The sequence below is a fragment of the Streptomyces sp. Je 1-369 genome (assembly GCF_026810505.1).
Taxonomy (GTDB): Bacteria; Actinomycetota; Actinomycetes; order Streptomycetales; family Streptomycetaceae; genus Streptomyces.
On the sequence record NZ_CP101750.1, the window covers coordinates 5,661,408 to 5,686,497 of the forward strand.

The 25,090-nt window shown below is 70.2% G+C and carries 17 protein-coding genes; 11 read left to right on the forward strand and 6 right to left on the reverse strand.

Translation table 11 applies throughout. The features are described from left to right. Positions 1-154: 154 nt before the first annotated feature. On the forward strand, positions 155-2,881 hold the full coding sequence (locus NOO62_RS25965; protein WP_414930884.1) for a SpoIIE family protein phosphatase: 2,727 nt from the start codon (positions 155-157) through the stop codon (positions 2,879-2,881). 31 nt (positions 2,882-2,912) lie between these two features. On the opposite strand, the gene NOO62_RS25970 is transcribed toward NOO62_RS25965, so the two are convergent. Both NOO62_RS25970 and NOO62_RS25975 read right to left on the reverse strand, forming a co-directional pair. Beyond that, positions 2,913-3,626 carry a PspA/IM30 family protein gene (locus tag NOO62_RS25970; protein WP_268773264.1) on the reverse strand — a complete coding sequence of 238 codons (714 nt, stop codon included), beginning with the start codon at positions 3,624-3,626 and terminating at the stop codon, positions 2,913-2,915. A 44-nt stretch (positions 3,627-3,670) separates the two neighbouring features. Further along, positions 3,671-5,806 (reverse strand): TPM domain-containing protein, encoded by a 2,136-nt coding sequence (locus NOO62_RS25975; protein ID WP_268775777.1) that lies wholly within the window; start codon positions 5,804-5,806, stop codon positions 3,671-3,673. 179 nt (positions 5,807-5,985) lie between these two features. Between NOO62_RS25975 and NOO62_RS25980 the strand changes: the two genes are divergently transcribed. The 3 genes from NOO62_RS25980 (at position 5,986) to NOO62_RS25990 (ending at position 9,644) form a co-directional block, all read left to right on the forward strand. Then, on the forward strand, positions 5,986-7,194 hold the full coding sequence (locus tag NOO62_RS25980; RefSeq protein ID WP_268775778.1) for an AAA family ATPase: 1,209 nt from the start codon (positions 5,986-5,988) through the stop codon (positions 7,192-7,194). Positions 7,195-7,211: 17 nt separating this feature from the next. After that, entirely contained in the window at positions 7,212-8,834 is a 1,623-nt protein-coding gene (locus NOO62_RS25985; protein WP_268773265.1) for a VWA domain-containing protein, read from the forward strand. 87 nt (positions 8,835-8,921) lie between these two features. Further along, complete coding sequence (locus NOO62_RS25990; protein WP_268773266.1) at positions 8,922-9,644, forward strand: SMI1/KNR4 family protein; 723 nt, start codon at positions 8,922-8,924, stop codon at positions 9,642-9,644. Between the two features lie 12 nt (positions 9,645-9,656). Here NOO62_RS25990 and NOO62_RS25995 read toward each other — a convergent pair whose 3' ends face one another. The 4 genes from NOO62_RS25995 to NOO62_RS26010 all read right to left on the reverse strand — a co-directional run bounded on the left by NOO62_RS25995 (position 9,657) and on the right by NOO62_RS26010 (position 13,652). Continuing rightward, complete coding sequence (locus NOO62_RS25995) at positions 9,657-10,427, reverse strand: succinate dehydrogenase/fumarate reductase iron-sulfur subunit (RefSeq protein WP_268773267.1); 771 nt, start codon at positions 10,425-10,427, stop codon at positions 9,657-9,659. Beyond that, a complete protein-coding gene (locus tag NOO62_RS26000) occupies positions 10,424-12,385 on the reverse strand; it encodes a fumarate reductase/succinate dehydrogenase flavoprotein subunit (RefSeq protein WP_268773268.1) in 1,962 nt (653 codons plus the stop codon). Before NOO62_RS26000 ends, NOO62_RS25995 begins: the two co-directional genes overlap by 4 nt. A 16-nt stretch (positions 12,386-12,401) precedes the next feature. Beyond that, on the reverse strand, positions 12,402-13,238 hold the full coding sequence (locus NOO62_RS26005) for a hypothetical protein (protein ID WP_268773269.1): 837 nt from the start codon (positions 13,236-13,238) through the stop codon (positions 12,402-12,404). Positions 13,239-13,337: 99 nt separating this feature from the next. Further along, entirely contained in the window at positions 13,338-13,652 is a 315-nt protein-coding gene (locus NOO62_RS26010) for a hypothetical protein (RefSeq protein ID WP_268773270.1), read from the reverse strand. Between the two features lie 390 nt (positions 13,653-14,042). Between NOO62_RS26010 and NOO62_RS26015 the strand changes: the two genes are divergently transcribed. The 7 genes from NOO62_RS26015 (at position 14,043) to NOO62_RS26045 (ending at position 25,028) form a co-directional block, all read left to right on the forward strand. Then, the gene (locus NOO62_RS26015; RefSeq protein ID WP_268773271.1) at positions 14,043-16,433 is read left to right on the forward strand and encodes an ABC transporter family substrate-binding protein; all 2,391 of its coding nucleotides are present in this window, start codon (positions 14,043-14,045) and stop codon (positions 16,431-16,433) included. Positions 16,434-16,703: 270 nt separating this feature from the next. Next, entirely contained in the window at positions 16,704-18,611 is a 1,908-nt protein-coding gene (gene typA, locus NOO62_RS26020; protein ID WP_268773272.1) for a translational GTPase TypA, read from the forward strand. A 480-nt stretch (positions 18,612-19,091) separates the two neighbouring features. Next, positions 19,092-20,732: a peptide ABC transporter substrate-binding protein gene (locus NOO62_RS26025; RefSeq protein ID WP_268773273.1), complete on the forward strand. Its 1,641-nt coding sequence runs from the start codon at positions 19,092-19,094 to the stop codon at positions 20,730-20,732. Positions 20,733-20,881: 149 nt separating this feature from the next. Beyond that, the gene (locus NOO62_RS26030; RefSeq protein WP_268773274.1) at positions 20,882-21,808 is read left to right on the forward strand and encodes an ABC transporter permease; all 927 of its coding nucleotides are present in this window, start codon (positions 20,882-20,884) and stop codon (positions 21,806-21,808) included. Next, on the forward strand, positions 21,801-22,796 hold the full coding sequence (locus NOO62_RS26035) for an ABC transporter permease (RefSeq protein WP_268773275.1): 996 nt from the start codon (positions 21,801-21,803) through the stop codon (positions 22,794-22,796). Before NOO62_RS26030 ends, NOO62_RS26035 begins: the two co-directional genes overlap by 8 nt. 20 nt (positions 22,797-22,816) lie before the next feature. Next, complete coding sequence (locus tag NOO62_RS26040) at positions 22,817-23,869, forward strand: ABC transporter ATP-binding protein (protein WP_414931016.1); 1,053 nt, start codon at positions 22,817-22,819, stop codon at positions 23,867-23,869. Beyond that, positions 23,862-25,028, forward strand: a complete 1,167-nt coding sequence (locus tag NOO62_RS26045; protein WP_268773277.1) for an ABC transporter ATP-binding protein — start codon at positions 23,862-23,864, stop codon at positions 25,026-25,028. The genes NOO62_RS26040 and NOO62_RS26045 overlap by 8 nt, the downstream gene beginning before the upstream one ends. Positions 25,029-25,090: the final 62 nt, after the last annotated feature.

Below are 25,090 nucleotides of genomic sequence, written 5' to 3' on the forward strand. Positions count from 1 at the left end.
AAGCGTCCTGCACAAGGGCGGCACGGGCCGGAAAGCGTCGAGTCCGTGCTGTGATCGTGAACGCCGTGTGGCGCGGCACCGTAGTGCTGGATACTGCGGGCAGCCGTATGCGGTGACCGGTGCCGGACGCGGTGAGCTGGAGGGGACGGTTCGCGTGAGCGAGATACCAGCGAAGGCGACGGAGAGCGACGGTCCGTCGGGCGACGCGACGGCCGCGGATGCGCCGGCCGGCGACGAGCCGAACGCTGATGTGCCGATCGTCGGTGTGCCGGTCGATGACGTACCCGTCGACGATGTGCCGGTCGACGAGACGTGGCAGAGCAACCCACCCGGTTCGATCTACGACTACATCAAGGTCGCCTCGTTCTCGATCGGCGCCGATGGCCTGGTCGACCAGTGGAGCGTGCGCGCCGAGCGGCTGTTCGGCGTCGCGGCGCGGGACGCCGTCGGCAAGGATCCCATCGAGGCCTTCGTGCCGCCCGAGCTGCGCGCCGGCGGCCACCGCAAGATGGCGGAGATCCTCGACGGACGCGAGTGGACGGGCGTGGTGCCCTTCAGGCTGCCCGAGGACATCCTGGCACCCGAGGGGCCGCCCGGCGGGCCCGGCGGACGTCGCGCGGGCGATGAGCGGGGCGCGGGCGGCCTGGAAGGCATCGCCGAGGTCTACGTGATGCCCACCGTGACGGAGGAGGGCGAGCGGGCCGCCGTCTGCATCGTCGTCGACGTCAGGGTGCTCCGGCAGATCGAGACGGACCTCGCCGCGTCTCAGGCCATTTTCGGCCAATCTCCCTTCGGCTTCCTGCTGTTCGGCCCGGACCTGAAGGTGCAGCGCGCCAACCGCAGGTTCGCCGCCGTCTTCGGCGGCGGCACCGAGGACCAGCGGGGCAGGACCGTCCACGACTACCTGCCGCGCCACGAGGCCGACCGGATGGCCGCCGCCCTGAAGCGGGTCCTGGAAACCGGCGACTCCGTGACGGACATGCAGATAGTGGGCCCCGCGCCCGGCAGCAACGACCGCAGGCACTGGTCGATCAACCTCTACCGCGTGCACAGCGGTTCGGGCCGCCCCATCGGCGTCGCCGGTCTCGGCACCGACGTGACCCGGCGGCACGCCGCCGCGCGGGAGGCCGCCCACGCCCGGCGCAACCTGGCCCTCCTGAACGAGGCCGGGGCCCGCATCGGCAACTCCCTCGACCTGGAGACCACCGCGCGGGAACTGCTCGACGTCGCCGTCCCCGGCTTCTGCGACCTCGCCTCCGTGGACCTCTACCAAGGCCTCCTGGCCGGCGACGAGACACCGCCGGGGCTCGCCGACGGCAGCGCGGACCTGCGCCGCGTGGCCTTCGCGAGCGCCGTCGCCGACGCCCCGTTCCCGGACGGCAGCGCACCCATAGACGTGGGCGCAGTGCACCGCTTCGCCTTCACGTCACCCTGCGCCGACGCCCTGCGCGCGGCCCGGCCCCGCCTGGTCACGGGGGCCGACGACGAGTCGGCGAGCCGCCTCACCAAGGGCCTCGTCCAGTCGACGCTCGCCGTGCCGATGGTCGCCCACGACACCGTGGTCGGCCTCGCCCAGTTCTCCCGCACGAAGGGCAGCGAGCCCTTCGGGGAGCGCGACCGGGCACTCGCCGTCGAACTGGCTGCGCGGGCCGCCGTCTGCATCGACAACGCACGCCTCTACCGCCGCGAGCACGAGCGCGCGCTGATACTGCAACGCTCCCTGCTGCCGCCCGGCGACCCGGAGGCGTCCGGGCTCGACATCGCCTGCCGTTACCTGCCGGGCAACGCGGCGACCGAGGTCGGCGGCGACTGGTTCGACGTCATCGAGCTGCCAGGACACCGCACCGCCCTGGTCGTCGGCGACGTCATGGGCCGCGGCCTGCGCGCCGCCGTCGCCATGGGGGAGCTGCGCACCGCCGTCCGCACGCTGGCCCTGCTCGACCTGGAACCCGCCGAGGTGCTCTCCGCCCTCGACGAGATCGCCCGGGGCCTCGGCAACCCCGCGGGGCCCCAGCAGGCCACCCGGGGGGCCCGCAAGGCGGCGGACGCGGACCTCAGCGAGGTCTACCTCGCCACCTGTGTGTACGCGGTCTACGACGCCGTCACGCGCCGCTGCACGTTCGCCAACGCGGGCCACCTCCCGCCCGTCCTCGTCGAGCCCGGCGAAACCGCGCTCATGCTCGACGTGCCCCCTGGCATGCCCCTCGGCGTCGGGGGCGAGCCCTTCGAGGACGTCGAGGTCGAACTCCCCGAGGGCGCCCTGCTCGCGCTCTACACCGACGGCCTCGTCGAATCCCGCGACCACCCGCTCGACGAGGGCCTGAACGCGTTCGTACGCGCCCTGAACGACGCGCCGACGGCCCTGGAGGACGCCTGCGACCACGTCCTGAACACCCTGGACACCCACCACGGAGAGGACGACATCGCCCTCCTGATGGCCCGCGTCGAAGGACTGCCCACCGAACACGTCGGTGACTGGACGCTGCCGCGCGACCTCAAGTCGGTCGGCCGCGCCCGCGAACTCGCCTGCGACCAGCTGCGCGCATGGGACCTGGAACGGCTCTGCGACACGGCGGAACTGCTGGTCAGCGAGCTCGTCACCAACGCGCTGCGGTACGGCGACGGTGACATCAGGCTGCGTCTCCTGCTCGACCGGACGCTGGTGTGCGAGGTGTGGGACGCGAGCTTCGTGCAGCCGCGCCGCCGCCGCGCGCGGGACACCGACGAGGGCGGGCGCGGACTCCAGCTGGTCGGACTGCTCAGCGCGGCGTGGGGCTCGCGCAGGACACCGCGCGGGAAGACGGTGTGGTTCGAACTGGCGCTGCCGGACGGGGACACGGAGCCGATGGACGCGGCGGAGGCGTTGCTGAGCCTGTTCTGACGCGCGGCCCCTCCAGAGGCGCCCGGGAGGCTCACGTGGTCGCTTTGAGGGCGGCGAGGCGGGCGGTGATCTCCGCCTCGTCGCCCAGGGCGTCCAGCTCCTCGAACTGCGCGTCGAGCGAGGACGCGGCCAGCTCCTGCTTGCCGAGGGCCCGCGCCTCCTCGCGCCGCACCTTCTCCTCGAAGCGGCTCAACTCGCTGGTGGGGTCCAGGACGTCGATGCTCCGGGCCGCGTCCATCATCTGGTTCTGCGCCTGCGCGGTCTTCGCGCGGGCCACCAACTGATCACGCCGCGATTCGAGTTCCGTCAGTTTCGTCTTCATCCGGTCCAGCCCGGACCTCAGTCTCTCCACGACCTCGGTCTGCGCGGCGATCGTCGGCTCGGCGCCCTTCGCCTCCTTCTCGGACTGCAGCTGCCGCCCGAGCGCGACCTTCGCGAGCCGGTCGAACTTGTCGGCCTCCGTGGCGTCGCCGCCCGCGCGCAGCTCGTCCGCCTTCCTGCTCGCCGCGAGCGCCTTGCCGCCCCACTCGGCCGCCGCGTCCTGGTCCTCCTTCAGATCCTGCTCCAGCATCCGCAGATTGCCGATGGTGGTCGCGACCGCCTCCTCCGCCTCCCTGATGTTGTCCGAGTAGTCGCGGATCAGCTGGTCGAGCATCTTCTGCGGGTCCTCGGCCTGGTCGAGCAGCGCGTTGAGGTTCGCCTTGGCGAGCTGGGTGACACGGCCGAGGATGGTCTGCTTCGTCATGGCTTCTGCTCCTTGGTTGCGAGGGGGGCGTCGGGGGTGCGTCGTCAGAACCTGCCGCCTCCGCCTCTGCGGCCCCGCGTACCGCCGCCGCCGAAACTGCCGGGACTGCCACCTCCGAAACCGCCCCCTCCGTAGCCACCGCCTCCGCCGAAACCGCCCCCTCCGTAGGAACCGCCTCGGCGACCGCCTCCTCCGAAGAGTTCGCCCAGGATGATGCCGCCGAGGACGGCGCCGCCCATGCCGCCGCCTCGTCCACCGCCTCCGCCGGCGCCTCCATAGGGGTTGCCGTAGCCCCGTACGTCTCGCTCGGCGAGCTGGTGCGCCTGACGGGCCAGCGCGTCCGCCCGCTGCGCCGCGGAGAGGGCCGCGGTGGCGTCGTCGTCCTCGGCCGCCTCCGCCTGCGCGAGGTGGCGCTGGGCCTCGGCCAGGCGGGTCCGCGCCTCGCTGCCGACGGCGCCGCGGTGCGTGGTGACGAAGTCGGTGGCCGCCCCGACGGCGCTGCGCGCGGTGAGCAGTGCCTGGGAGAGCAGGGTCCGGGCGCGCCGGTCGGTGACCTCGCGTTCTCGGGCGCCCGCGAGGGCCTCGTCCAGCGCGGTGTCGGCCTCCTCGACCCGGCGCAGGGCGTCGAGCGGGTCGTAGGGCCCCTCGGCCGTCCTGCGGCGCACCTCGGCGACGACCGACTCGGCGCGGGCCACACGGCCCCTCAGATCGGCCGTGGAGGCCCCTGCGGCGGACCCTGTGGGCGTGCCTTCGAGGAGGCCGCGCGCGTCCGCGAGGTCCGCCTCGGCGTCGGTGAGCGCTCCCGGCAGCTTCTCGGCGGCCAGCGCGAGCTCGGCGGCCAGCCGGTCCACGGCGTCCACGAACGTGCCGGCCTGGTCGACGGCGCCCTCGGCGGCGCGCAGGTGGACGGCGGCCTTGCCGCTCTCGCCCGCGTCCACGCTCTGCCGGGCCTGATTGAGGTGGGTGGTGGCGAACACGAGCCGGTCCCTGGCCTGCTCGACATGGCCGAGTACCGGGGCGGAAGCAGTCGGCGCGTACGTCTCGCGGAGGCCGGAGAGGGTGGTCTCCGCGGCGCCGGTGCGCGCGGCGACCTGCCGGAACACCGTCTCCGTGTGCTCCAGGGCCTGCGGGGCGCTCTTCTCCAGGGCGCGCAACTCGTCGAACCCTGCGGTCTCGGCGTCGAGGCGGCGGTCCGCCTCCGTGCAGCGCGCCACGATCTCCTCCAGCATGCGGCGCCTGGTGGGATCGTCCTCGGGGAAGGCGTCGTCGAGCTCCTGGCGGAGCCGGAACGCCGCCGTCAGCTCCGTCTGCGCGTACGCGAGCGCGTCGGCGAAGGGCCTGACCGCGTCCTCCCCGAACTGGGCGGTGGCGAAGCCGAGCTCCTCGGTGCTGGTGCGGATCGCGTCATCGGTCTCCACCAGCAGCAGCCGGGCCTTCTTGTCGAGCTCGGGGAGCGGGGTCGTCTCCTTGCCCGCGCTCTTGCCCGGGCCCTGCTCCCACCCGCCACCGGGGGTCGTGCGGGTCGTGGCGCGCTTCCTGCGGCGCTTGTACGCGACCGTGGCGGCGACACCGGCCGCGCACGCCGCCGCCACGGGCAGCACCAGGTCACCCGTCGCCGAGTCCCCGGCTCCGGAGGCGCCGCCGGGGTCGGCCGGGCCCGGCGTGACCGACGGGGTGGGCGCGGGACGGCCGGCGAGCACCGCGCGGTAGCCGTCCGCCGCGCCGATCGCGGCTCCGGCCCAGTCGTTCTCACGCAGGGCGGGCCTGATCGCCGTGGTCGCCACGTCCTGGAGCCGGGCGTCGGTGAGCCGCGAACCCTCGTCCACGGAGTAGGCGAACTGGCGGTCGTGCGTGGCGACGGCGAGCAGTACGTCGTCGAGCCCGAGGCCGTTGCGGTCGGCCGTGGCGTCCGCCCAGCTCTGCGCGGAACGGCCGGAGAAGTCGCGTACGTAGACGACGAAGAGCTGTACGCGCCGGTCGTCGTACAGCCGGTCGAGCGCCCGCTCGGCAGCGTCCGCACGGTCCCCGAGCGCGTCCACCCGGTCGGTGATCTGGCCGGAGCGGGAGAGCGTGACGGGGTCGTCGGCGGCCGCGGGGGAGGCGCTCAGCAGCGGGAACCAGGCGAGCAGCACGGCCACCGCGGCCGCGGCTGCCCGCGCGGCTATGGGCGAGGGCGGCATCACATTTGGGAGCGTATGGCGGCATTGGGGGCTTCGCGACCGGGGACGCCGGGGATGGGCCGGGAACTGCGGTCCGGCCCGCTCCGTTGTCGTTTCGTCGTGGCTTGGCGGGCGTCGCGGGCTTGACGGGCTTCACGGGCTTCACGGGCTTCACGGGCTGGGAGGGGCAGGGGTTGAGTGTGGGGGCACCGGACGGGCAGGGCTCGCGGAATACGGCCGAGCGGCTGCGGAAGATCAGCGGCGAGCTCTCCGACCGCTTCTTCGAGCGCGCCGACGTGGTGCGGACCCTGCTGGTGACGCTGCTGGCCGGGCAGCACTCCTTGGTGCTCGGCCCGCCGGGGACGGCGAAGTCCGAGCTGGCCAGGGAGCTCACGGGCAGGATCGTCGGGGCGTCGTACTGGGAGATCCTCCTGTCGAAGTTCACCGCGCCGACGCGGATGTTCGGCCCCATCGACGTCGCCGCGCTGGCCCGCGGCGAGTACCGACAGGTGTACGAGGGCCGCGCCACGACCGCGCACATCGCGTTCATCGACGAGATATTCAAGTGCTCCACAGCCGCCTTGAACGAGACGCTCGGCTACCTCAACGAGCGGATCTACCACCCGGAGAACGGCGGCGAACCGATCCGCTGCCCGCTGATCGGGGCCATCACGGCGAGCAACGAACTGCCCGTCGGAGAGGACTCGGCCGCCATCTACGACCGGCTCCTCGTCCGCATCGAGGTCGGCTATCTGGAAGACCCCTCGAACTTCGCCGCGCTGGTCCGCTCCGCCGTCAGCCGCCCGACGGCACCGCGACGGACCACCGTGGAGCTGGCCGCGTTGCAGGAGGCCGTGACCGTAGGTGTCCCCTCCATAGAGGTCACCGACGCGATCGTCGACGCGGTGTGCACGTTGCGGGCCGCCCTGCGCCGCAAGGAGCTCGTCGCCTCCGACCGCCGCTGGCGGCAGGCGGTGGGCCTGCTCCAGGCGTCCGCGTACCTGGACGGACGTCCGGTGGTCGCCGAGACCGATCTGTCGGTGCTCACGCACGTGCTGTGGAACTCCCCGGCCGAGCGGCCGACCGTCGAGCGCGAGGTGCTGCACCTGGTCAACCCCGACGCCAAGGAAGCGCTCGACCTGGCCGACACCATCGAGGAGCTGGAGGCCCAGCTCGACGCGATGGCCGGGCAGTCCCGCGAGGCGCTGAGCGACTGGGTCATCAAGAAGGCCCACAACAAGCTCGCCACGGCGGGGCAGCGGCTGGAGAAGCTGCGCGAGGAGGCGGCGAACGCCGGACGCTCCACCTCCGCCATCGACCGTGTCACCGGCCGTCAGCGCGCCGTCCGCGCCCGCGTCCTCACCGAGGCGCTCGGCGTGGACGCGAGCGCGGTGCAGGCGCGGTTCTGAGCGGCGCGCACAGGACCGTGGACGAGGCACAGGACGGGCGCGTCGAGCCGCAGGGGCATGCCCGGCCCGGGCCCCTCCCGAACGCCGCTGCCCCCGCCCCTGTCCCGGCCCCCGCCCCCGTCCCCGTCCCGGCTCCCGAGAGGCACACCGCCGCCGTGGTCGCGGACCGGTTCGACCGGCTCACCTGGCGCGACACCTACGGCCAGTCGGCCGCCCTGCGCGAGCTGGCCGAGGAGCTGAGCGCACGCCACGACTGCGCCAGCGACCTCCAGGCCGACGCGTTCCTGGCGGCCTACCAAGCCCGCCCCCGGCTGCGCGAGCGCACCGAGATGACCCTCTCCAGGATGCTCAACCACCAGGTGATCACCTCCCTGATGGAGTCACCGGACTTCGCCGAGCTGCACCGTGAAACGGCCGGCGACCCCTACGCCGCCGCGATGGCCGTACTCGCCCAGGCCACCGCACTGCGCCGCCTGCTGGACGACACCCAGGACACCCAGAACGCCCAGAACGCCCAGAACGCCCAGGAAGCCCAGGAGACCCAGGAACGGGCGGAGCAGGCCGCTCAACAGACCGCCGCCCAACAGACCGCCGCTCAACAGACCGCCGCTCAACAGACCGCTGCCCAACAGACCACACAGCAAGCCGCAGACCAGGCCGCGCAAGCCCTCGGAGCCGCCGCCCCCGGCATCCGCACCGCCACACGGAACGCCGGGGCGAAAGCCGCCGCAGCCGTGCGCGCGGAAGCCACCCTGATGCGGGCCTGGGGCGTCGGCTCGGGAGAGTTGGAGCGGATGTCGTTCGACCGGCGCGCCCGGCTCGCCGAACGGCTGCGCACCGGCCGCCTCGCCGCGTGGGCGGAACTCATCGGCCGCTTCCGGCAGATGGCCCACGGAGAGCGCGCCCGCAAGGTGGAGCACACCTCCGGGGAGCTGATCGGCGTCACGCTCGGCAATGACCTGTCCCGTGTCGTCCCCTCCGAACTGGCCAACCTCGGACTGCCCGCACTGCGAGCGGTATTCGCCGCGCGCTACGCCGCCGGCCAGCTGATGCTCTACGACAGCGAGGGCGAGCGGACCACCGGGCGGGGCGCCGTCATCGCGTGCGTCGACACGTCGCACTCCATGTACGCGGAGGGACCCGGCGGGGTCCCGCGCGAGGCGTGGGCCAAGGCGTGTGCCCTGGCGCTGCTGGACCAGGCCCGCTCCGGAGGACGCGACTTCGTGGGCATCCTGTTCGCCGCCGCCGACAAGCTCCGGATCTTCCGCTTCCCGGCCGACGAGGCCGCCGACATCGACCGGGTGCTGGACTTCGCGGAGACCTTCCTGGGCGGCGGCACCAGCTATCAGCGGCCGCTGTCGGCCGCCCTGGAGCTGCTGGCGGAGGAGTACGACGACGCGGCCCGTACGCGCGGCGACATCGTGATGCTCACCGACGACGAGTGCGACGTCACGGAGGAGTGGATGCGCGGCTGGAACGACGCCAAGCACCGGCTGGGCTTCCGCGTGTTCGGTCTGGCCGTCGGCGCGCCGCCCGCCGCGGAGGCCGGCTCGGTCCTGGACGCCCTGTGCGACAACCTCCGCGTCATCGACGACTTCACCGACGTCCACACCGCGGCCGATCTCTTCCGCGTGATCTGACCCGGCCGGGGGAGTGCGGGAGCGCGTACGGTGATCATGGGCAAGGCCGGGCCCCCGGGGCAGCGGTCGCGACGGGGAGGTGCGCGGGTGGGCGAGGTCTGGGACGGGGTCAGGGAGCGCGTGCTCGCGTTGCGGGAGGCGCCGAACCGGCGGGCCGTGTTCGGCGCGTACTTCAAGGAGTCCGGGCATGAGTTCGAGCTGCGGCCTGTCCTGAGCGAGGAGCAGGTCACCGCGGTGGAGCGGCAGCGAGGGGTGCGGTTCCCCGAGGAGTACCGGAGCTTTCTGCTGGAGGTCGGGGCGGGTGGCGCCGGGCCGGACTACGGCCTGTTCACCGTCGAGCCGCCCGATCCGGAGCAGGACGCGTCGGCCTACGGCCACCTCCACCCCGGCGCCGACGCGGAGCCCGCGCCCGCGACGTTCCGCCCGGAGCGCACCGCGGAGTGGGAGGAGCATCAGGCGGCGGAGCCCCAGCGGGCGGCCTACGGGGACTCCGACGACGACGCGGCACGGTTCCGCGACGCCTACGCCGCCTGGGACGCGCGCGACGACGAGCTCCTCGACTCGCTGACCGACGGCGCGTGCTACGTGAGCGAACAGGGCTGTGCCTATTACACGTTGCTGGTTCTGACCGGAGCCGAGCGCGGCACGATGTGGCAGGACGTCCGCGCGGCGGGGGAGGGCGTGGTCCCGTACGAGCTCTTCGGCAGCACGGCGCGCGTCACCTTCGCGCAGTGGTACGTCCACTGGCTGACCCGTGCGGAACGGGTGGCCGGGCGGACGCCCGAGAGCCCGGAGCGGGACGGGGCGTAGCCCCCGGTGCGGCTACTCCGCCCTCCGCCGGATCTTGTTCCCCAGCCACACCAGCGGGTCGTACTTCCGGTCAACGGCCCGTTCCTTCAGCGGAATCAGCGCGTTGTCCGTGATCTTGATGCCTTCCGGGCACACCTCCGTGCAGCACTTCGTGATGTTGCAGTAGCCGAGGCCGTGCTCGTCCTGGGCGGTGCGTTTGCGGTCGAGGCCGGAGTCCGCCGCCGCGTCCAGCGGGTGCATGTCCAGTTCGGCGACGCGCATCAGGAAGCGCGGGCCCGCGAAGGCGCCCTTGTTCTCCTCGTGGTCGCGCACCACGTGGCACGTGTCCTGGCACAGGAAGCACTCGATGCACTTGCGGAACTCCTGCGGACGGTCCACGTCCGACTGCTGCATGCGGTACTCGCCGGGGCCCAGATCCGCGGGCGGTACGAACGCCGGGACCTCCCGCGCCTTGGTGTAGTTGAAGCCGACGTCCGTCACCAGGTCGCGCACCACGGGGAAGGCCCGCAGCGGGGTCACCGTGATGACCTCGTCGCGGTCGAAGGTCGACATCCGCGTCATGCACATGAGGCGGGGGCGTCCGTTGATCTCCGCCGAGCACGAACCGCACTTGCCCGCCTTGCAGTTCCAGCGCACCGCGAGGTCGGGTGCCTGGGTGGCCTGCAAGCGGTGGATGATGTCGAGGACGACCTCTCCCTCGTTGACCTCGATCTTGAAGTCCTCCAGGTCACCGCCGCTCAGGTCCCCGCGCCAGACCTTGAATCGCGCGTCGTACGACGTCATTCGTACAGCTCCTCTTCAGAGAGGTACTTGACCAGCTCCTCCTTTTCGAAGAGGGCGAGCAGGTCCGGGCGGATGGGCTCGGTCGTCACGCGGACGAGGTCGATCTGGCCGCGTACGGGATCCGTGGCCGCCAGACCGCCGGTCGGGTCGGCCAGCTGGCAGAGCAGGTTGGCCCGCCGCCACTCGCGGTTCATCGCCGGGTGGTCCTCGCGGGTGTGACCGCCCCGGCTCTCCGTGCGCTCCAGGGCGGCCCGCGCCACGCACTCGCTGACCAGGAGCATGTTCCGCAGGTCCAGGGCGAGGTGCCAGCCCGGGTTGAACTGCCGGTGGCCCTCGACTCCGGCGCGCCGCGCCCGTACCCGGAGTTCGGCGAGCTTCTCCAGAGCCTGCTCCATCTCCGCCTCACGGCGGATGATGCCGACCAGATCGTTCATGGTCTGCTGCAGTTCCTGATGGAGGGTGTACGGGTTCTCGGGCGTCACCCCGTCCTCCCGGCCCTCGGCGCTGAACGGCCGCAGCGCCTCCGCGGCCGCCGTGTCCACCTGCACCTCGTCCGGCACGGGCCGTGACGTGAGCCCCGCGGCGTACCTGGCCGCGTGCAGGCCCGCGCGCCGCCCGAAGACCAGCAGGTCGGAGAGGGAGTTGCCGCCGAGCCGGTTGGAGCCGTGCATGCCGCCCGCGACCTCGCCCGCGGCGTAGAGACCCGTCACACGGCGCGTGGCCGCGGTGTCGGAGTCGACCGCGATGCCGCCCATCACGTAGTGACAGGTCGGCCCGACCTCCATCGCCTCCGCGGTGATGTCGACGTCCGCGAGCTCCTTGAACTGGTGGTACATGGACGGCAGCCGTCGCTTGATGACGTCCGCGGGCATGCGCGTCGACACGTCGAGGAAGACGCCGCCGTGCGGGGAGCCGCGGCCCGCCTTCACCTCGGCGTTGATGGCGCGCGCGACCTCGTCGCGGGGGAGCAGTTCGGGTGGGCGGCGGTTGTGGTCCGGGTCCTCGTACCAGCGGTCGCCCTCCTCCTCCGACTGCGCGTACTTCTCCTTGAAGACGTCGGGCACGTAGTCGAACATGAACCGCTTGCCCTCGGAGTTCCTGAGGACGCCGCCGTCGCCGCGCACGGACTCGGTGACGAGGATGCCCTTGACCGACGGCGGCCAGACCATGCCCGTCGGATGGAACTGCACGAACTCCATGTTCAGGAGGGGGGCGCCGGCGAGCAGGGCGAGCGCGTGGCCGTCGCCCGTGTACTCCCACGAGTTCGACGTCACCTTGAAGGACTTGCCGATGCCGCCGGTCGCCAGGACGACGCTGGGCGCTTCGAGCACGAAGAAGCGGCCCGACTCCCGGTCGTAGCAGAAGGCCCCGCCGACGCGGCCGCCCTCATCGCCGTCACCGACGTCACCGGCCGTCTCGTCCTTCAGCACGCGCGTGACCGTGCACTCCTGGAAGACCTTCAGGCGTGCTTCGTAGTCGCCGAACTCCTTGTAGTCCTCCTGCTGCAGCGCGACGATCTTCTGCTGCAGCGTGCGGATCAGCTCCAGGCCGGTGCGGTCGCCGACGTGCGCGAGCCGCGGATACTCGTGGCCGCCGAAGTTGCGCTGCGAGATCCGGCCGTCCGGAGTGCGGTCGAAGAGCGCGCCCCAGGTCTCCAGTTCCCACACGCGGTCCGGCGCCTCACGGGCGTGCAGCTCGGCCATGCGCCACTGGTTGAGGAACTTGCCGCCGCGCAGGGTGTCGCGGAAGTGGACCTGCCAGTTGTCGCCCGAGTTCACATTGCCCATGGAGGCGGCGATGCCGCCCTCGGCCATCACCGTGTGGGCCTTGCCGAACAGCGACTTGCAGATCACGGCGGTACGGGCGCCCTGCTCGCGCGCCTCGATCGCGGCCCGCAGGCCCGCGCCCCCGGCCCCCACCACGACGACGTCCCACTGCTGCCGTTCCACTTGAGACATCAGAAGGCCCCGTCCATCAGAAGAAGCGCGGATCGTCGAAGGCGCCGCTCGCGACCAGGTAGACGTAGAGGTCGGCGAGCGCCACGCTCGCCAACGACGTCCACGCGAGCAGCATGTGCCGGTCGGTCAGCTTCCCGGTCCACTGCCACATGCGGTACCGGACGGGGTGCTTGGAGAAGTGCTTGAGCTTGCCGCCGATGACGTGGCGGCAGGAGTGGCAGGAGAGGGTGTAGATCCAGATCAGTACGACGTTGACGAGCAGCACGAGCGTGCCGAGCCCCATGTGGCCCCACTCGTAGTTCTCGTCGCGGAAGCCGAGGACGGCGTCGTACGTGAGGATGCCCGCCACGGGTACGGCGGCGTAGAAGAAGTACCGGTGGATGTTCTGCAGGACCAGCGGGAAGCGGGTCTCGCCCGTGTACTTCTTGTGCGGCTCGGCGACCGCGCAGGCCGGTGGTGAGGCCCAGAAGCCCCGGTAGTAGGCCTTGCGGTAGTAGTAGCAGGTCAGCCGGAAGCCGAGCGGGAAGATCAGGATGAGGATGGAGGGGGACAGGCCCCACCAGCTGCCGAGGATCTCCCAGTTGGGGCCGCCCTTCATGGGTTCGCAGTTCTCGGCGAGGCACGGCGAGTAGAACGGCGATACGTACGGCGCCGCGTAGTAGTCCGCGTTCGCGAAGGCGCGCCACGTCGAGTAGACGATGAAGGCGAGCAGTCCCGCGGTGGTCGCCGCGGGCGCGAGCCACCAGCGGTCCGTACGCAGATGGGCAACGCCGATGGCGGCGCGCGTGCCGTCGCGCACGCCGCCGCCCGGTGCCGGTCCGCTCTTCGGTTGGGGTTCCGTGCCGGTGGCCAACGAGGCTCCACTCCTTCTTCCTCGGTCGGGGAGAAGCTCAGCGGGAAATGTTCGGCGGGAGAAGTACGGCGGGGAGAAGCTCGGCGAGTGCGTGCCGGGTCAGGGCGCGTGGCGGTCGCTGCCGCCCAGGCCCTCGTCGTCGAGATCGCCGGTGTTCGTCCACAGCGAGCGGTCGTACGGCGTATCGGGGATGGTCACGAACTCGGGCTTGTGCGGTTCGAGGGGGGACGCCGGTGGCGGGGCCGCGGCGCGCAGCAGCGCGACGCTCTCGCGCAGGTGGTCGGTGTCCGTGCGCACCCGGCGCACATCGACGCCCGCGATCTGGTCGCCGGCCTGCTGCTCCAGCCTGCCGACGGTGCGGACGAGGTCGTCCACGCAACGTTGTACAGCCGTCAATTCATCGTGCAGAGCCATTACTTGCCCTCACTTAGGGGGTGCGGTGGCAACGCTCATGCGCCTGCGAGTGTCGCGCGTCACATCCCGGCTTGTGAAGAGATCTGCAGTGATTGCCGGATCAGGTGCGGTGAATGCGCCGGATCACGTGCCGATCGCGCCGACCTCGACCGACCTCGACTGACGGCGACCGACGGTGACCGACGGCGGGTCACCCGGGGCCGCGCCCCATTGGGCCGCAAGAGTGGCATCTGTGCGCCCCCGCGCCGTGCCTCCCCCGCACCCCGCATCCCGTCGCCTTCAGTGGGGCCATAGATGTGATCAGCTCCATATACCGCCAAACGTGATCAAACCCGGCCCGGTCCCGGTAGCGGGCGGCCGGGCGAGCCCCGGACCCCGGAGGTACCAGTCATGTCCCACGACCGCGCCAGAGTCAGGTCTGTCGTGTTCCTCGCGACGGGGGTGCTGGCCCTGCCCGCCCTCGCCGGATGCAGCTCGAACGACGAGGCCGGCCGCCCGGTCGCGGGCCAGGACGTCGCTCCCGCCGCCCGGGACATGGTCGCCGACGGCGGAACCATGAACTGGGCGGTCGACGAGCTGCCGGAGACGTTCAACTCCTTCCAGGCGGACGCCGACGAAGCCACCGCCCGGGTCGCGGGCGCGGTCCTGCCGTCCCTGTTCCGCATCGACGCGCAGGGCAGGGCGCAGCGCAACGCCGACTTCCTGGAGTCCGCGGAGGTCGTAGAGCGCGAGCCGCAGCAGGTCGTCCTGTACAAGCTCAACCAGCAGGCGGTGTGGAGCGACGGCCGGGAGATCGGCGCCGACGACTTCGCCGCGCAGTGGCGGGCCCTCTCCGGCAGGGACAGCGCGTACTGGACGGCACGGAACGCGGGCTACGACCGCATCGCGAAGATCGAGCGCGGCGCGAACAACCTGGAGGTGCGGGTCACCTTCGCCAAGCCGTACGCGGACTGGCGCTCCCTCTTCTCGCCGCTCTATCCGAAGCAGATCATGGGCACGCCCGACTCCTTCAACGACGGCGCACGCCGCAAGCTGAAGGTGACGGCGGGCCCCTTCGCGCTCAGCGGCACCGACCGCAAGGCCGGCGACGTGATGCTGGAGCGCAACGCCCGCTGGTGGGGCAGCCCGGCCAAGCTCAACAAGATCGTGCTGCGCGAGGTGGGGCGCGCGGAGCGGGCCGAGGCGCTCGCCAAGGGCCGGATCGACCTCGCCGCGATCGACGCGACGGAGGCCGGGCGGATCTCCCGGGCCGCCGAGGACAAGGGGAGCGAGGGCCCGCTCGCCCACGGCCCCGGCGCCGCGATCACCCCCGCGAGGGCGCTGCGCTCCTGGGCGATCGCCCACGGCTCCGACGAGGAGGCCGCCGACACGGAGACCGAGGCACGCGCCAAGACCCGCAAGGCGGTCAAGAGGTACGCGACCGAACAGGAGGGGCTGCGCGGCTACGTCGTACGCAAGTCCCTGGAACCGGCCTACACCCAGCTCGCCCTCAACGGCTCCGAAGGACCGCTCGCCGACGACCGGGTGCGCCGTGCGGTCGCCCGCGCCCTGGACCGGGGGGAGCTCGCCAAGGCCGTCCTCAAGCCGCTCGGCCTCCCCGCCGAGCCGGTCGGCAGCCACCTCGCCCTCGCCGGGCAGCAGGCGTACGCGGACAACAGCGGGGCGCTCGGCGAGCAGGACACAGCGGAGGCGCGAGCGCTCCTCGCGGACGCCGGCTGGACGCAGGGCGCGCCGCTGAAGGGCAAGAAGGACGAGGAAGAGGGGGAGAAGGAAGAGGGGGAGAAGAAGGAGAAGGGGGAGGAGGGGCAAGGGGACGAGGAGAAGACGGCAGGCGGCGAGTCCGACGCGAAGGACGAGAAGTCCGCGAAGGACGCGAAGAAGGCGAAGGACTCCGCGGAGAGCTCCACTGACGCCGACGCCGCCGACGACGGCACCTACATCGTCGGCGAAGAAGACGGCAAGCCCGGCGACAACGGCACCGCCGTCCTCGCCCCCGCCCCCGCGGCCGCCTACCAGCGCGCCGTCCTGAACCGCCAGGCCGACGTCCTCGGCCTGCCCCGCGAGGCCGACAAGGAGAAGAAGAAGGAGCCCGCCGACCAGGCCAAGCAGCGCTCCAGGGACCAGGCCAAGGGCGGCGCCCCGGGCGCGTACGCCCCGAAGGGCACCGCCGCACCCAAGGGATCGGGTGCGAAGGGAGCCGCCGCGGCGGGCCCGCTCGCCAAGGACGGCAAGCCCCTGACCCTCCGTTTCGTGCTGCCGTCCGGGGACGGCTCGGAGCCGCTGCGCGCGGTGGCCGACCGGATCTCGCGGATGCTCCAGAAGATCGGGGTCCGCACGGAGACGGCGAAGGTCGCCGACGAGAGCTACTTCAAGGACCACATCGCGTCCGGCCAGTACGACCTGGCGCTCTACTCGTGGCCCGCCTCGGCCTTCCCGGCCACCGACGCCCGCCCGATCTTCGCCAAGCCGGTCCCGGCCGCGGACGGATCGCTGAACGTCGAGCAGAACTACACCCGTGTCGGTACGGACCACATCGACCAGTTGTTCGACCAGGCCGTCGGTGAGCTGGATGAAGAAACGTCACGCTCCCTGGTCAAGAAGGCGGACGCCCGGATCTGGGCGGAGGCGGGCTCCATCCCCCTCTACCAGCGCCCCCAGCTGATGGCGGCCCGCCCGAACCTGGCCAACGCCGGAGCGTTCGGCTTCCAGGCCCCGCGCTACGAGGACATCGGCTTCCTGAAGCCGGGCGCGAAGCCGTCGGGCCAACCGTCGGCGAAGTAGCCCCCGCTCCCTTCCGAAGGGCCCCGCCTCAGATTCCCCTCAACTCTCTTGCCCGTCGGCCACCCCGGCGGGCAAGCTCATGTTTACCCATTGACCTGCTGTTTCCCCAGAGTTCCCGAGGCTTTCCGCACCCCTGCGAAGCCCCCGCGGAGGCTGCCTCCGTGAGGGACACGTAGACTGGGGTGAGGCCGTGGCGTGTCCAGCCCGGCAGGGTCCGCGTAACTCAGATGTACGCGCGACCGACCACTCACTCCAGGAGTACGCCGCACTATGGCCACGCGCCACGACATCCGCAACGTTGCCATCGTCGCTCACGTCGACCACGGCAAGACGACCATCGTCGACGCCATGCTCAAGCAGGCCGGCTCGTTCGCCGCGCACGCCGCCGAGTCCCTCGACGACCGCATGATGGACTCGAACGACCTGGAGCGTGAGAAGGGCATCACGATCCTCGCCAAGAACACGGCGGTGAAGTATCACCCCAAGGACGGCGGGGATCCGATCACGATCAACATCATCGACACCCCCGGCCACGCCGACTTCGGTGGCGAGGTCGAGCGTGGTCTGTCGATGGTGGACGCGGTCGTGCTGCTGGTGGACGCCTCCGAGGGCCCGCTCCCGCAGACCCGCTTCGTGCTGCGCAAGGCCCTGCAGCAGCGGCTGCCCGTCATCCTGTGCATCAACAAGACGGACCGTCCCGACTCGCGCATCGACGAGGTCGTCAACGAGACGTACGACCTCTTCCTCGACCTGGACGCCGACGAGGACCAGATCGAGTTCCCGATCGTCTACGCCTGCGGCCGCGACGGCATCGCCTCGCTGACCAAGCCGGAGGACGGCACGGTCCCGGCGGACTCCACCAACCTGGAGCCGTTCTTCACCACCATCCTGGAGAGCGTCCCGGCCCCGACGTTCGACGAGGCCGCCCCGCTCCAGGCCCACGTCACCAACCTCGACGCGGACAACTTCCTCGGCCGCATCGCGCTGCTCCGCGTCGAGCAGGGCGAGCTGCGCAAGGGCCAGACCGTGGCCTGGATCAAGCGCGACGGCACGATCGCCAACGTCCGCATCACCGAGCTGATGATGACCGAGGCCCTCACCCGCAAGCCCGCCGAGATGGCGGGCCCCGGTGACATCTGCGCCGTCGCCGGTATCCCCGACATCATGATCGGCGAGACCCTCGCCGACCCGGAGAACCCGATCGCGCTGCCGCTGATCACGGTCGACGAGCCCGCGATCTCCATGACGATCGGTACGAACACCTCGCCGCTGGTCGGCCGTGGTGGCACCGGCAAGGGCGCGGACGCCAAGGCCGCGGTCAAGGACCGCAAGGTCACCGCCCGCCAGGTCAAGGACCGCCTGGAGCGCGAGCTCATCGGTAACGTCTCGCTGCGTGTCCTGGAGACCGAGCGCCCCGACGCCTGGGAGGTGCAGGGCCGCGGTGAGCTGGCGCTGGCCATCCTGGTCGAGCAGATGCGCCGCGAGGGCTTCGAGATGACCATCGGCAAGCCGCAGGTGGTCACCCGCCAGGTCGACGGCAAGACCCACGAGCCGGTCGAGCGCATGACGATCGACGTCCCCGAGGAGCACATGGGCGCCGTCACGCAGCTCATGGGCGTCCGCAAGGGCCGGATGGACAACATGTCGAACCACGGCTCCGGCTGGGTCCGCCTGGAGTTCGTCGTGCCCTCCCGCGGCCTCATCGGCTTCCGTACGGAGTTCCTGACGCAGACGCGCGGCACGGGCATCGCCCACTCCATCCACGAGGGCCACGAGCCGTGGTTCGGCGAGCTGAAGACCCGCAACAACGGTTCGCTGGTCGCCGACCGCTCCGGTGCCGTCACCGCCTTCGCGATGACCAACCTCCAGGAGCGCGGCGTGCTGTTCACCGAGCCCGGCACCGAGGTGTACGAGGGCATGATCGTCGGCGAGAACTCGCGCGCCGACGACATGGACGTGAACATCACCAAGGAGAAGAAGCTCACCAACATGCGCTCCGCCTCCGCCGACTCCTTCGAGGCGATCGTGCCGCCGCGCAAGCTGTCGCTGGAGCAGTCCCTGGAGTTCTGCCGCGACGACGAGTGCGTCGAGGTGACCCCGGAGGCCGTGCGCATCCGCAAGGTCGTCCTGGACCAGAAGGAGCGCGGCCGCTCCGCGTCCCGCGCCAAGCACAACTGACCCCATTGAGGTAGTCGGCAGGCGGCACACAGCCGCCTGAGAGGCCGATTTCCGCCGCTCCCGAGGGAGTTGGGCGGGAGTCGGCCTCTTGCGTTTCCGCTGACGGGTACGGTGTGGCCACCGCCGCGCGAGGGCCTCCCGGCAACCGGTTTTTGTCCGCCAAGTGTCCGGTATGCGGACGTCACTGACCGTTAGATGTATAACACGTCCGTTTCGCAACCATCTATCTCGGATCGGTTTGTCCGGATTTTGGAAGTTGTACGGGTCAGGTGTGATTGAACCGAGACCAAAAGGGTGTGGTCGACCGGTACCTCATGGCTAATAGTTGACCGCGTATAGCTCGGGTCAATGGGTCACGCGCTGTGGGGAGCGCCGACTCACGAGCACACTGGGGTACTCGATCGTCGCCGTCAGGGGTGTCGGCGCGGTTTCTCGTACCCCCTCTTGTAGTGAACAAGTGGACTCATGAGGAGGAACCCCATGCGTGGTGCCAAGAGCGCCAAGTGGGTCGCGTGCGCGATAACCGTCACTCTGGCGGCGACCGCCTGCGGCGGTGGCGGCAGCGACAGCAGTGACGACATGAACAAGGGCAAGGCGGACCCGAAGGGCATTGTCACCGCGCAGCTCAGCGAGCCGCAGAACCCGCTGCAGCCGGCCAACGCCAAGGAGAGCCAGGGCAGCCGCGTTCTGCGTACGGTCTTCGCGGGTCTGGTCGACTACAAGCCCGGCAGCACCGAGCTCGAGAACATCAACGCCGAGTCGGTCAAGCCGAACAAGGACTCCTCGGTCTGGACCGTCAAGCTGAAGCCCGGCTGGAAGTTCCACGACGGCACCACGGTGACCGCCAAGTCCTACGTGGACTCCTGGAACTGGTCGGCCAACGTGGCCAACAACCAGACCAACTCCAGCTGGTTCGCGGACATCAAGGGCTACGAGGACGTCCACCCCGAGAAGGGCAAGCCCAAGTCCGACAAGATGTCGGGTCTGAAGGTCGTCGACGAGAACACCTTCACCGTCACGCTGAACAGCCCCGTCTCGTACTTCGCGTACAAGCTCGGCTACGACGTGTGGGCGCCGCTTCCCGAGGCCTTCTTCAAGGACCCGAAGGCGTTCGGCCAGAAGCCGATCGGCAACGGCCCCTACAAGTTCGTCTCGTGGGACCACAACAAGCTGGTCAAGGTCCGCAAGTTCGAGGACTACAAGGGCCCGAACGCGGCGAAGAACGGCGGCATCGACTTCAAGAACTACACGAAGGCCGACGCCGCGTACTCGGACCTGCGCTCGAACAACCTCGACTGGATCGAGCAGGTTCCGACCACCGCGCTGACGAACTACAAGCAGGACCTCGGCGACCGCGCGATCGACCAGGAGTACTCCGCGGTCCAGTCGGTCGTCCCGGCGTTCTACTCGAAGCAGTTCAAGGACATCGACCCCAAGGTCATCCAGGGTCTGTCCATGGCGATCGACCGCGACACGATCACCAAGAAGGTGCTGCACGGCACCCGTACCCCGGCGGACTCCTTCGTCGCGCGCGGCGTGCTCGGCCACAAGGACGGCGCCCTCGGCGACGTCGCCAAGTTCGACCCGGCGAAGGCCAAGGCCCTCATCAAGGAGGGTGGCGGCGTTCCGGGCGACAAGATCTCGATCCAGTTCAACGCCGACCAGGACCACAAGCCGTGGGTCGACGCGGTCTGCAACAGCATCCGCAAGTCGGTCGGCGTCGAGTGCGTCGGCGACTCCAAGCCGACCTTCCAGGCCGACCTGAACGCGCGTGACAACAAGCAGGTCAAGTCCATGTACCGCGGTGGCTGGGTGCTCGACTACCCCGTCAACTCGAACTTCATGCGGGACCTGTACGGCAGCAAGGCCGCCGGTAACACCAGCGGGTTCTCCAACAAGGAGTTCGACGAGCTGAGCACCAAGGCCGACAAGGCCGCCACGCTCGACGAGACCGTGAAGCTGTACCAGGAGGCGGAGCAGATCCTCGTCAAGGAGATGCCGGCCATCCCGCTGTGGTTCTACAAGGTCAACAGCGGCCAGTCGACCAACATCCTCGGCAAGATCCCTTACGGCCAGGACGGCGACCCCATCTTCACCGACGTTCAGGTGAAGCAGAAGTAAGCATCGGGACCCGTCGTCGGGTGCCGCTGTCCCAACAACGGGGCGGCGGCACCCGACCGCAGGCGCGCAGGCCCGTATCTCTCCACCCCCACCCTGCGGTTGAGGAGATTGCGTAGGCCGACGCCGACCCCTCACGGCATGGAGGCATGATGGGGCGCTACGCCGCCAGGCGACTGCTCCAGATGATCCCGATCTTCATCGGGACCACTCTGTTGATTTTCCTCATGGTCCACATCCTTCCCGGAGATCCCATCCGGGCGATGTGGGGCGACAAGGCCGCTGACCCCGCACAGGTCGCGGCACTGCGCCATGAGTTCGGGCTCGACCAGCCCGTGTGGAACCAATACCTCGACTACATGGCCAACCTCTTCCAAGGGGACTTCGGCCGGACGTTCGGTGGCCGCGAGGTCGTCGACGTGATGTCGGAGGCATTCCCGGTGACGCTCAGACTCGCCGGTCTCGCCATCGTCATCGAGATCATCATCGGCATCGGTCTCGGTGCGTGGGCGGGCCTGAAGGCGGGCAAGACGGTGGACTCAGGTGTCCTCGTCTTCACCCTCCTCGTGATCTCCGTCCCGGTGTTCGTGCTCGGCTACCTCGCCCGGTTCATCTTCGCCGACGAACTCGGCTGGCTGCCGCCGAACGTGCAGGACTCCACGGACTTCTCGCAGCTCTTCCTGCCTGCGTTCGTACTCGCGATGCTCTCCATGGCCTACGTGGCACGGCTGACCCGCACGACGTTCGCCGAGAACCTGCGGGCCGACTACATGCGCACCGCGACGGCCAAGGGGCTGCCGCGCCGCCGCATCGTCGGTGTCCACCTGCTGCGCAACTCGCTGATTCCCGTGATCACCTTCATCGGCACGGACATCGGCGGCTTCATCGGGGGTGCCGTCATCACCGAGGGCATCTTCAACGTGCAGGGAGTGGGCAACCTGCTCTACAGGGCGATCCAGACGAGCGAGGGCTCCACGATCGTCGGTGTGGTGACGATCATCGTCCTCGTCATCCTGCTGATCAACCTGATCATCGACCTGCTGTACGCGGTCCTGGACCCGAGGATCCGGTATGCCTGACGCACCTGTGAGCAAGACGGCCGTCGAGGTCTCTCCGGCCACGGCACGCCCGGAGGACGGCGCGGACACCGCGGCCGCGGGCGTCTCCGCCACCAAGGGCAAGGCCGGCGGCGGCCAGGGCGACAAGGCCCGTTCGCTGTGGGGCGACGCCTGGTTCGAGCTGCGGCACCGCCCGATGTTCTGGATCTCGGCGTCCCTGCTGGTCCTGCTCCTCCTGATCGCGGCCTTCCCGGGGATCTTCACCGGCGCCGACCCGCGCGACGGTGACCTGACCAACCACTTCCTGAGCAAGCCGGAACTGACCCACTTCTTCCAGGCCGACTGGTTCGGCTACGACGGCCAGGGCCGCTCCATCTACGCCCGGGTCATCTACGGAACGCGTGCGTCGGTCCTGGTCGGTGTGGGCGTGACCGTCCTCGTCACCCTGCTCGGCGGCCTGCTCGGCATGCTGGCGGGGTACTTCGGGGGCTGGATCGACTCGGTCATCTCCCGGGTTACGGACATCTTCTTCGGTCTGCCCTTCCTGCTCGGCACGATGGTCATCCTGAACGCCTTCACCGAGCGCAAGGTCTACGTCGTCATCGCGTCCCTCGCGTTCCTCGGCTGGACCTCGATCGCCCGTGTGACGCGCGCTTCCGTCATCAGCGCCAAGCAGGCCGACTACGTGACGGCGGCTCGGGCGCTCGGCGCCGGGACCACCAGGATGCTGTTCCGCCATGTGATGCCGAACGCCATCGCGCCGACCATCGTGGTCGCGACGATCGCGCTGGGCGGCTACATCTCGGCGGAGGCGACCCTCTCCTACCTCGGACTCGGTCTCGCCGACCCGACGATTTCCTGGGGCATCGACATCTCCGAGGGCAGCACGGCGATCCGGGACAACCCGCACGCCCTGTTCTTCCCCGCGGGAATGCTGAGCATCACGGTCTTCGCGTTCATCATGCTCGGCGACGCGGTCCGCGACGCCCTCGACCCCAAGCTGCGCTGAGGGAGGCGTACGTGACCAGCATCGACCTCAAACAAGACGCCTTCCCCGCGCCCCGTTCGGGCGAGCAGAAGAGCGGCAGGCTCCTGGACGTCAAGGACCTGCACGTCGAGTTCCACACCCGTGACGGCGTGGTCAAGGCCGTCAACGGCGTGAACTACAGCGTGGACGCCGGCGAAACGCTCGCCGTCCTCGGTGAGTCGGGCTCCGGCAAGTCCGTGACCGCCCAGGCGATCATGGGCATCCTCGACATGCCGCCCGGCAAGATCCCGCAGGGCGAGATCCTCTACCGCGGCCAGGACATGCTGAAGATGAGCGGGGAGGAGCGCAGGAAGATCCGCGGCCGCAAGATCGCGATGATCTTCCAGGACGCGCTCTCCTCCCTCAACCCCGTCCTCTCGGTGGGCTATCAGCTCGGCGAGATGTTCCGGGTGCACGAGGGGCTCAGCCGCAAGGACGCCAGGACCAAGGCCATCGAACTGATGGAGAAGGTCAAGATCCCGGCGGCCAGGGAGCGGGTGAACGACTACCCGCACCAGTTCTCCGGCGGTATGCGCCAGCGCATCATGATCGCGATGGCGCTCGCCCTGGAGCCGGACCTGATCATCGCGGACGAGCCCACCACGGCGCTCGACGTGACGGTCCAGGCGCAGGTCATGGACCTGCTGGCCGAGCTCCAGCGCGAGTACAACATGGGCCTGATCCTGATCACCCACGACCTCGGCGTCGTCGCCGACGTCGCGGACAAGATCGCGGTGATGTACGCGGGCCGGATCGTCGAGACCGCACCCGTCCACGAGCTGTACAAGCGCCCCGCGCACCCGTACACCCGTGGCCTCCTCGACTCGATCCCGCGCCTGGACCAGAAGGGTTCGGAGCTCTACGCGATCAAGGGCCTGCCGCCCAACCTGCTCAAGATCCCCGGTGGTTGCGCGTTCAACCCGCGCTGCCCCAAGGCGCAGGACATCTGCCGCACGGAGGTCCCGGCGCTCGTGCCGGTCACCGAGCAGGACGGCGCGGAGCTGCCGGGCCGCGGCAGCGCGTGCCACTTCTGGAAGGAGACGATCCATGGCTGAGCCGACGAAGGCTTCGAAGCTGTCGAAGACGGACGGGCCCACCGACGCGATGCCGAACGTCTCCGAGGTGGAGACGGTGGAGGCCGCCACGGCCGACGAGGCCGTCGCCGCGATCGAGGCACCGGTCGAGCGTGGTGAGCCGATCCTCCAGGTCCGCAACCTCGTCAAGCACTTCCCGCTCACGCAGGGCATCCTGTTCAAGCGGCAGGTCGGCGCGGTCAAGGCGGTCGACGGGATCTCCTTCGACCTGTACCAGGGCGAGACGCTGGGCATCGTGGGCGAGTCCGGCTGTGGCAAATCCACGGTCGCCAAGCTCCTGATGACCCTGGAGCGGGCCACGGCGGGCGAGGTCTTCTACAAGGGCCAGGACATCACGAAGCTGTCCGGACGTGCTCTCAAGGCCGTCCGCCGCAACATCCAGATGGTGTTCCAGGACCCCTACACCTCCCTGAACCCCCGTATGACGGTGGGCGACATCATCGGGGAGCCCTTCGAGATCCACCCCGAGGTGGCTCCCAAGGGTTCGCGCCGCCAGAAGGTCCAGGACCTCCTGGACGTGGTGGGCCTCAACCCCGAGTACATCAACCGCTACCCGCACCAGTTCTCGGGCGGCCAGCGCCAGCGCATCGGCATCGCCCGCGGCCTGGCCCTCAACCCCGAGATCATCATCTGCGACGAGCCGGTCTCGGCCCTGGACGTCTCCGTCCAGGCCCAGGTCATCAACCTGATGGCGAAGCTGCAGGACGAGTTCAACCTGTCCTACCTCTTCATCGCGCACGACCTGTCGATCGTCCGGCACATCTCGGACCGCGTGGGCGTGATGTACCTCGGGAAGATGGCGGAGATCGGCTCCGACGAGCAGATCTACGAGCACCCGACGCACCCGTACACGCAGGCGCTGCTCTCCGCGGTCCCGGTCCCGGACCCGGAGGCCCGCGAGGGCCGCGAGCGGATCATCCTCACCGGCGACGTACCGTCCCCGGCGAACCCGCCCTCGGGCTGCCGCTTCCGCACGCGCTGCTGGAAGGCGGAGGACAAGTGCGCGAAGGAGACCCCGCTGCTGGCGATCCCCGAGCGCTTCAAGGGCCAGGACACCCCGGCGGCTCATGAGTCGGCGTGCCACTTCGCCGAGGAGAAGGACGTCGTGCACGCGGCGTGACCTCTCCGCACATCCGCCCGTACCCCGCGAACGCCATGTTCGCGGGGTACGGGCGTTCCGCG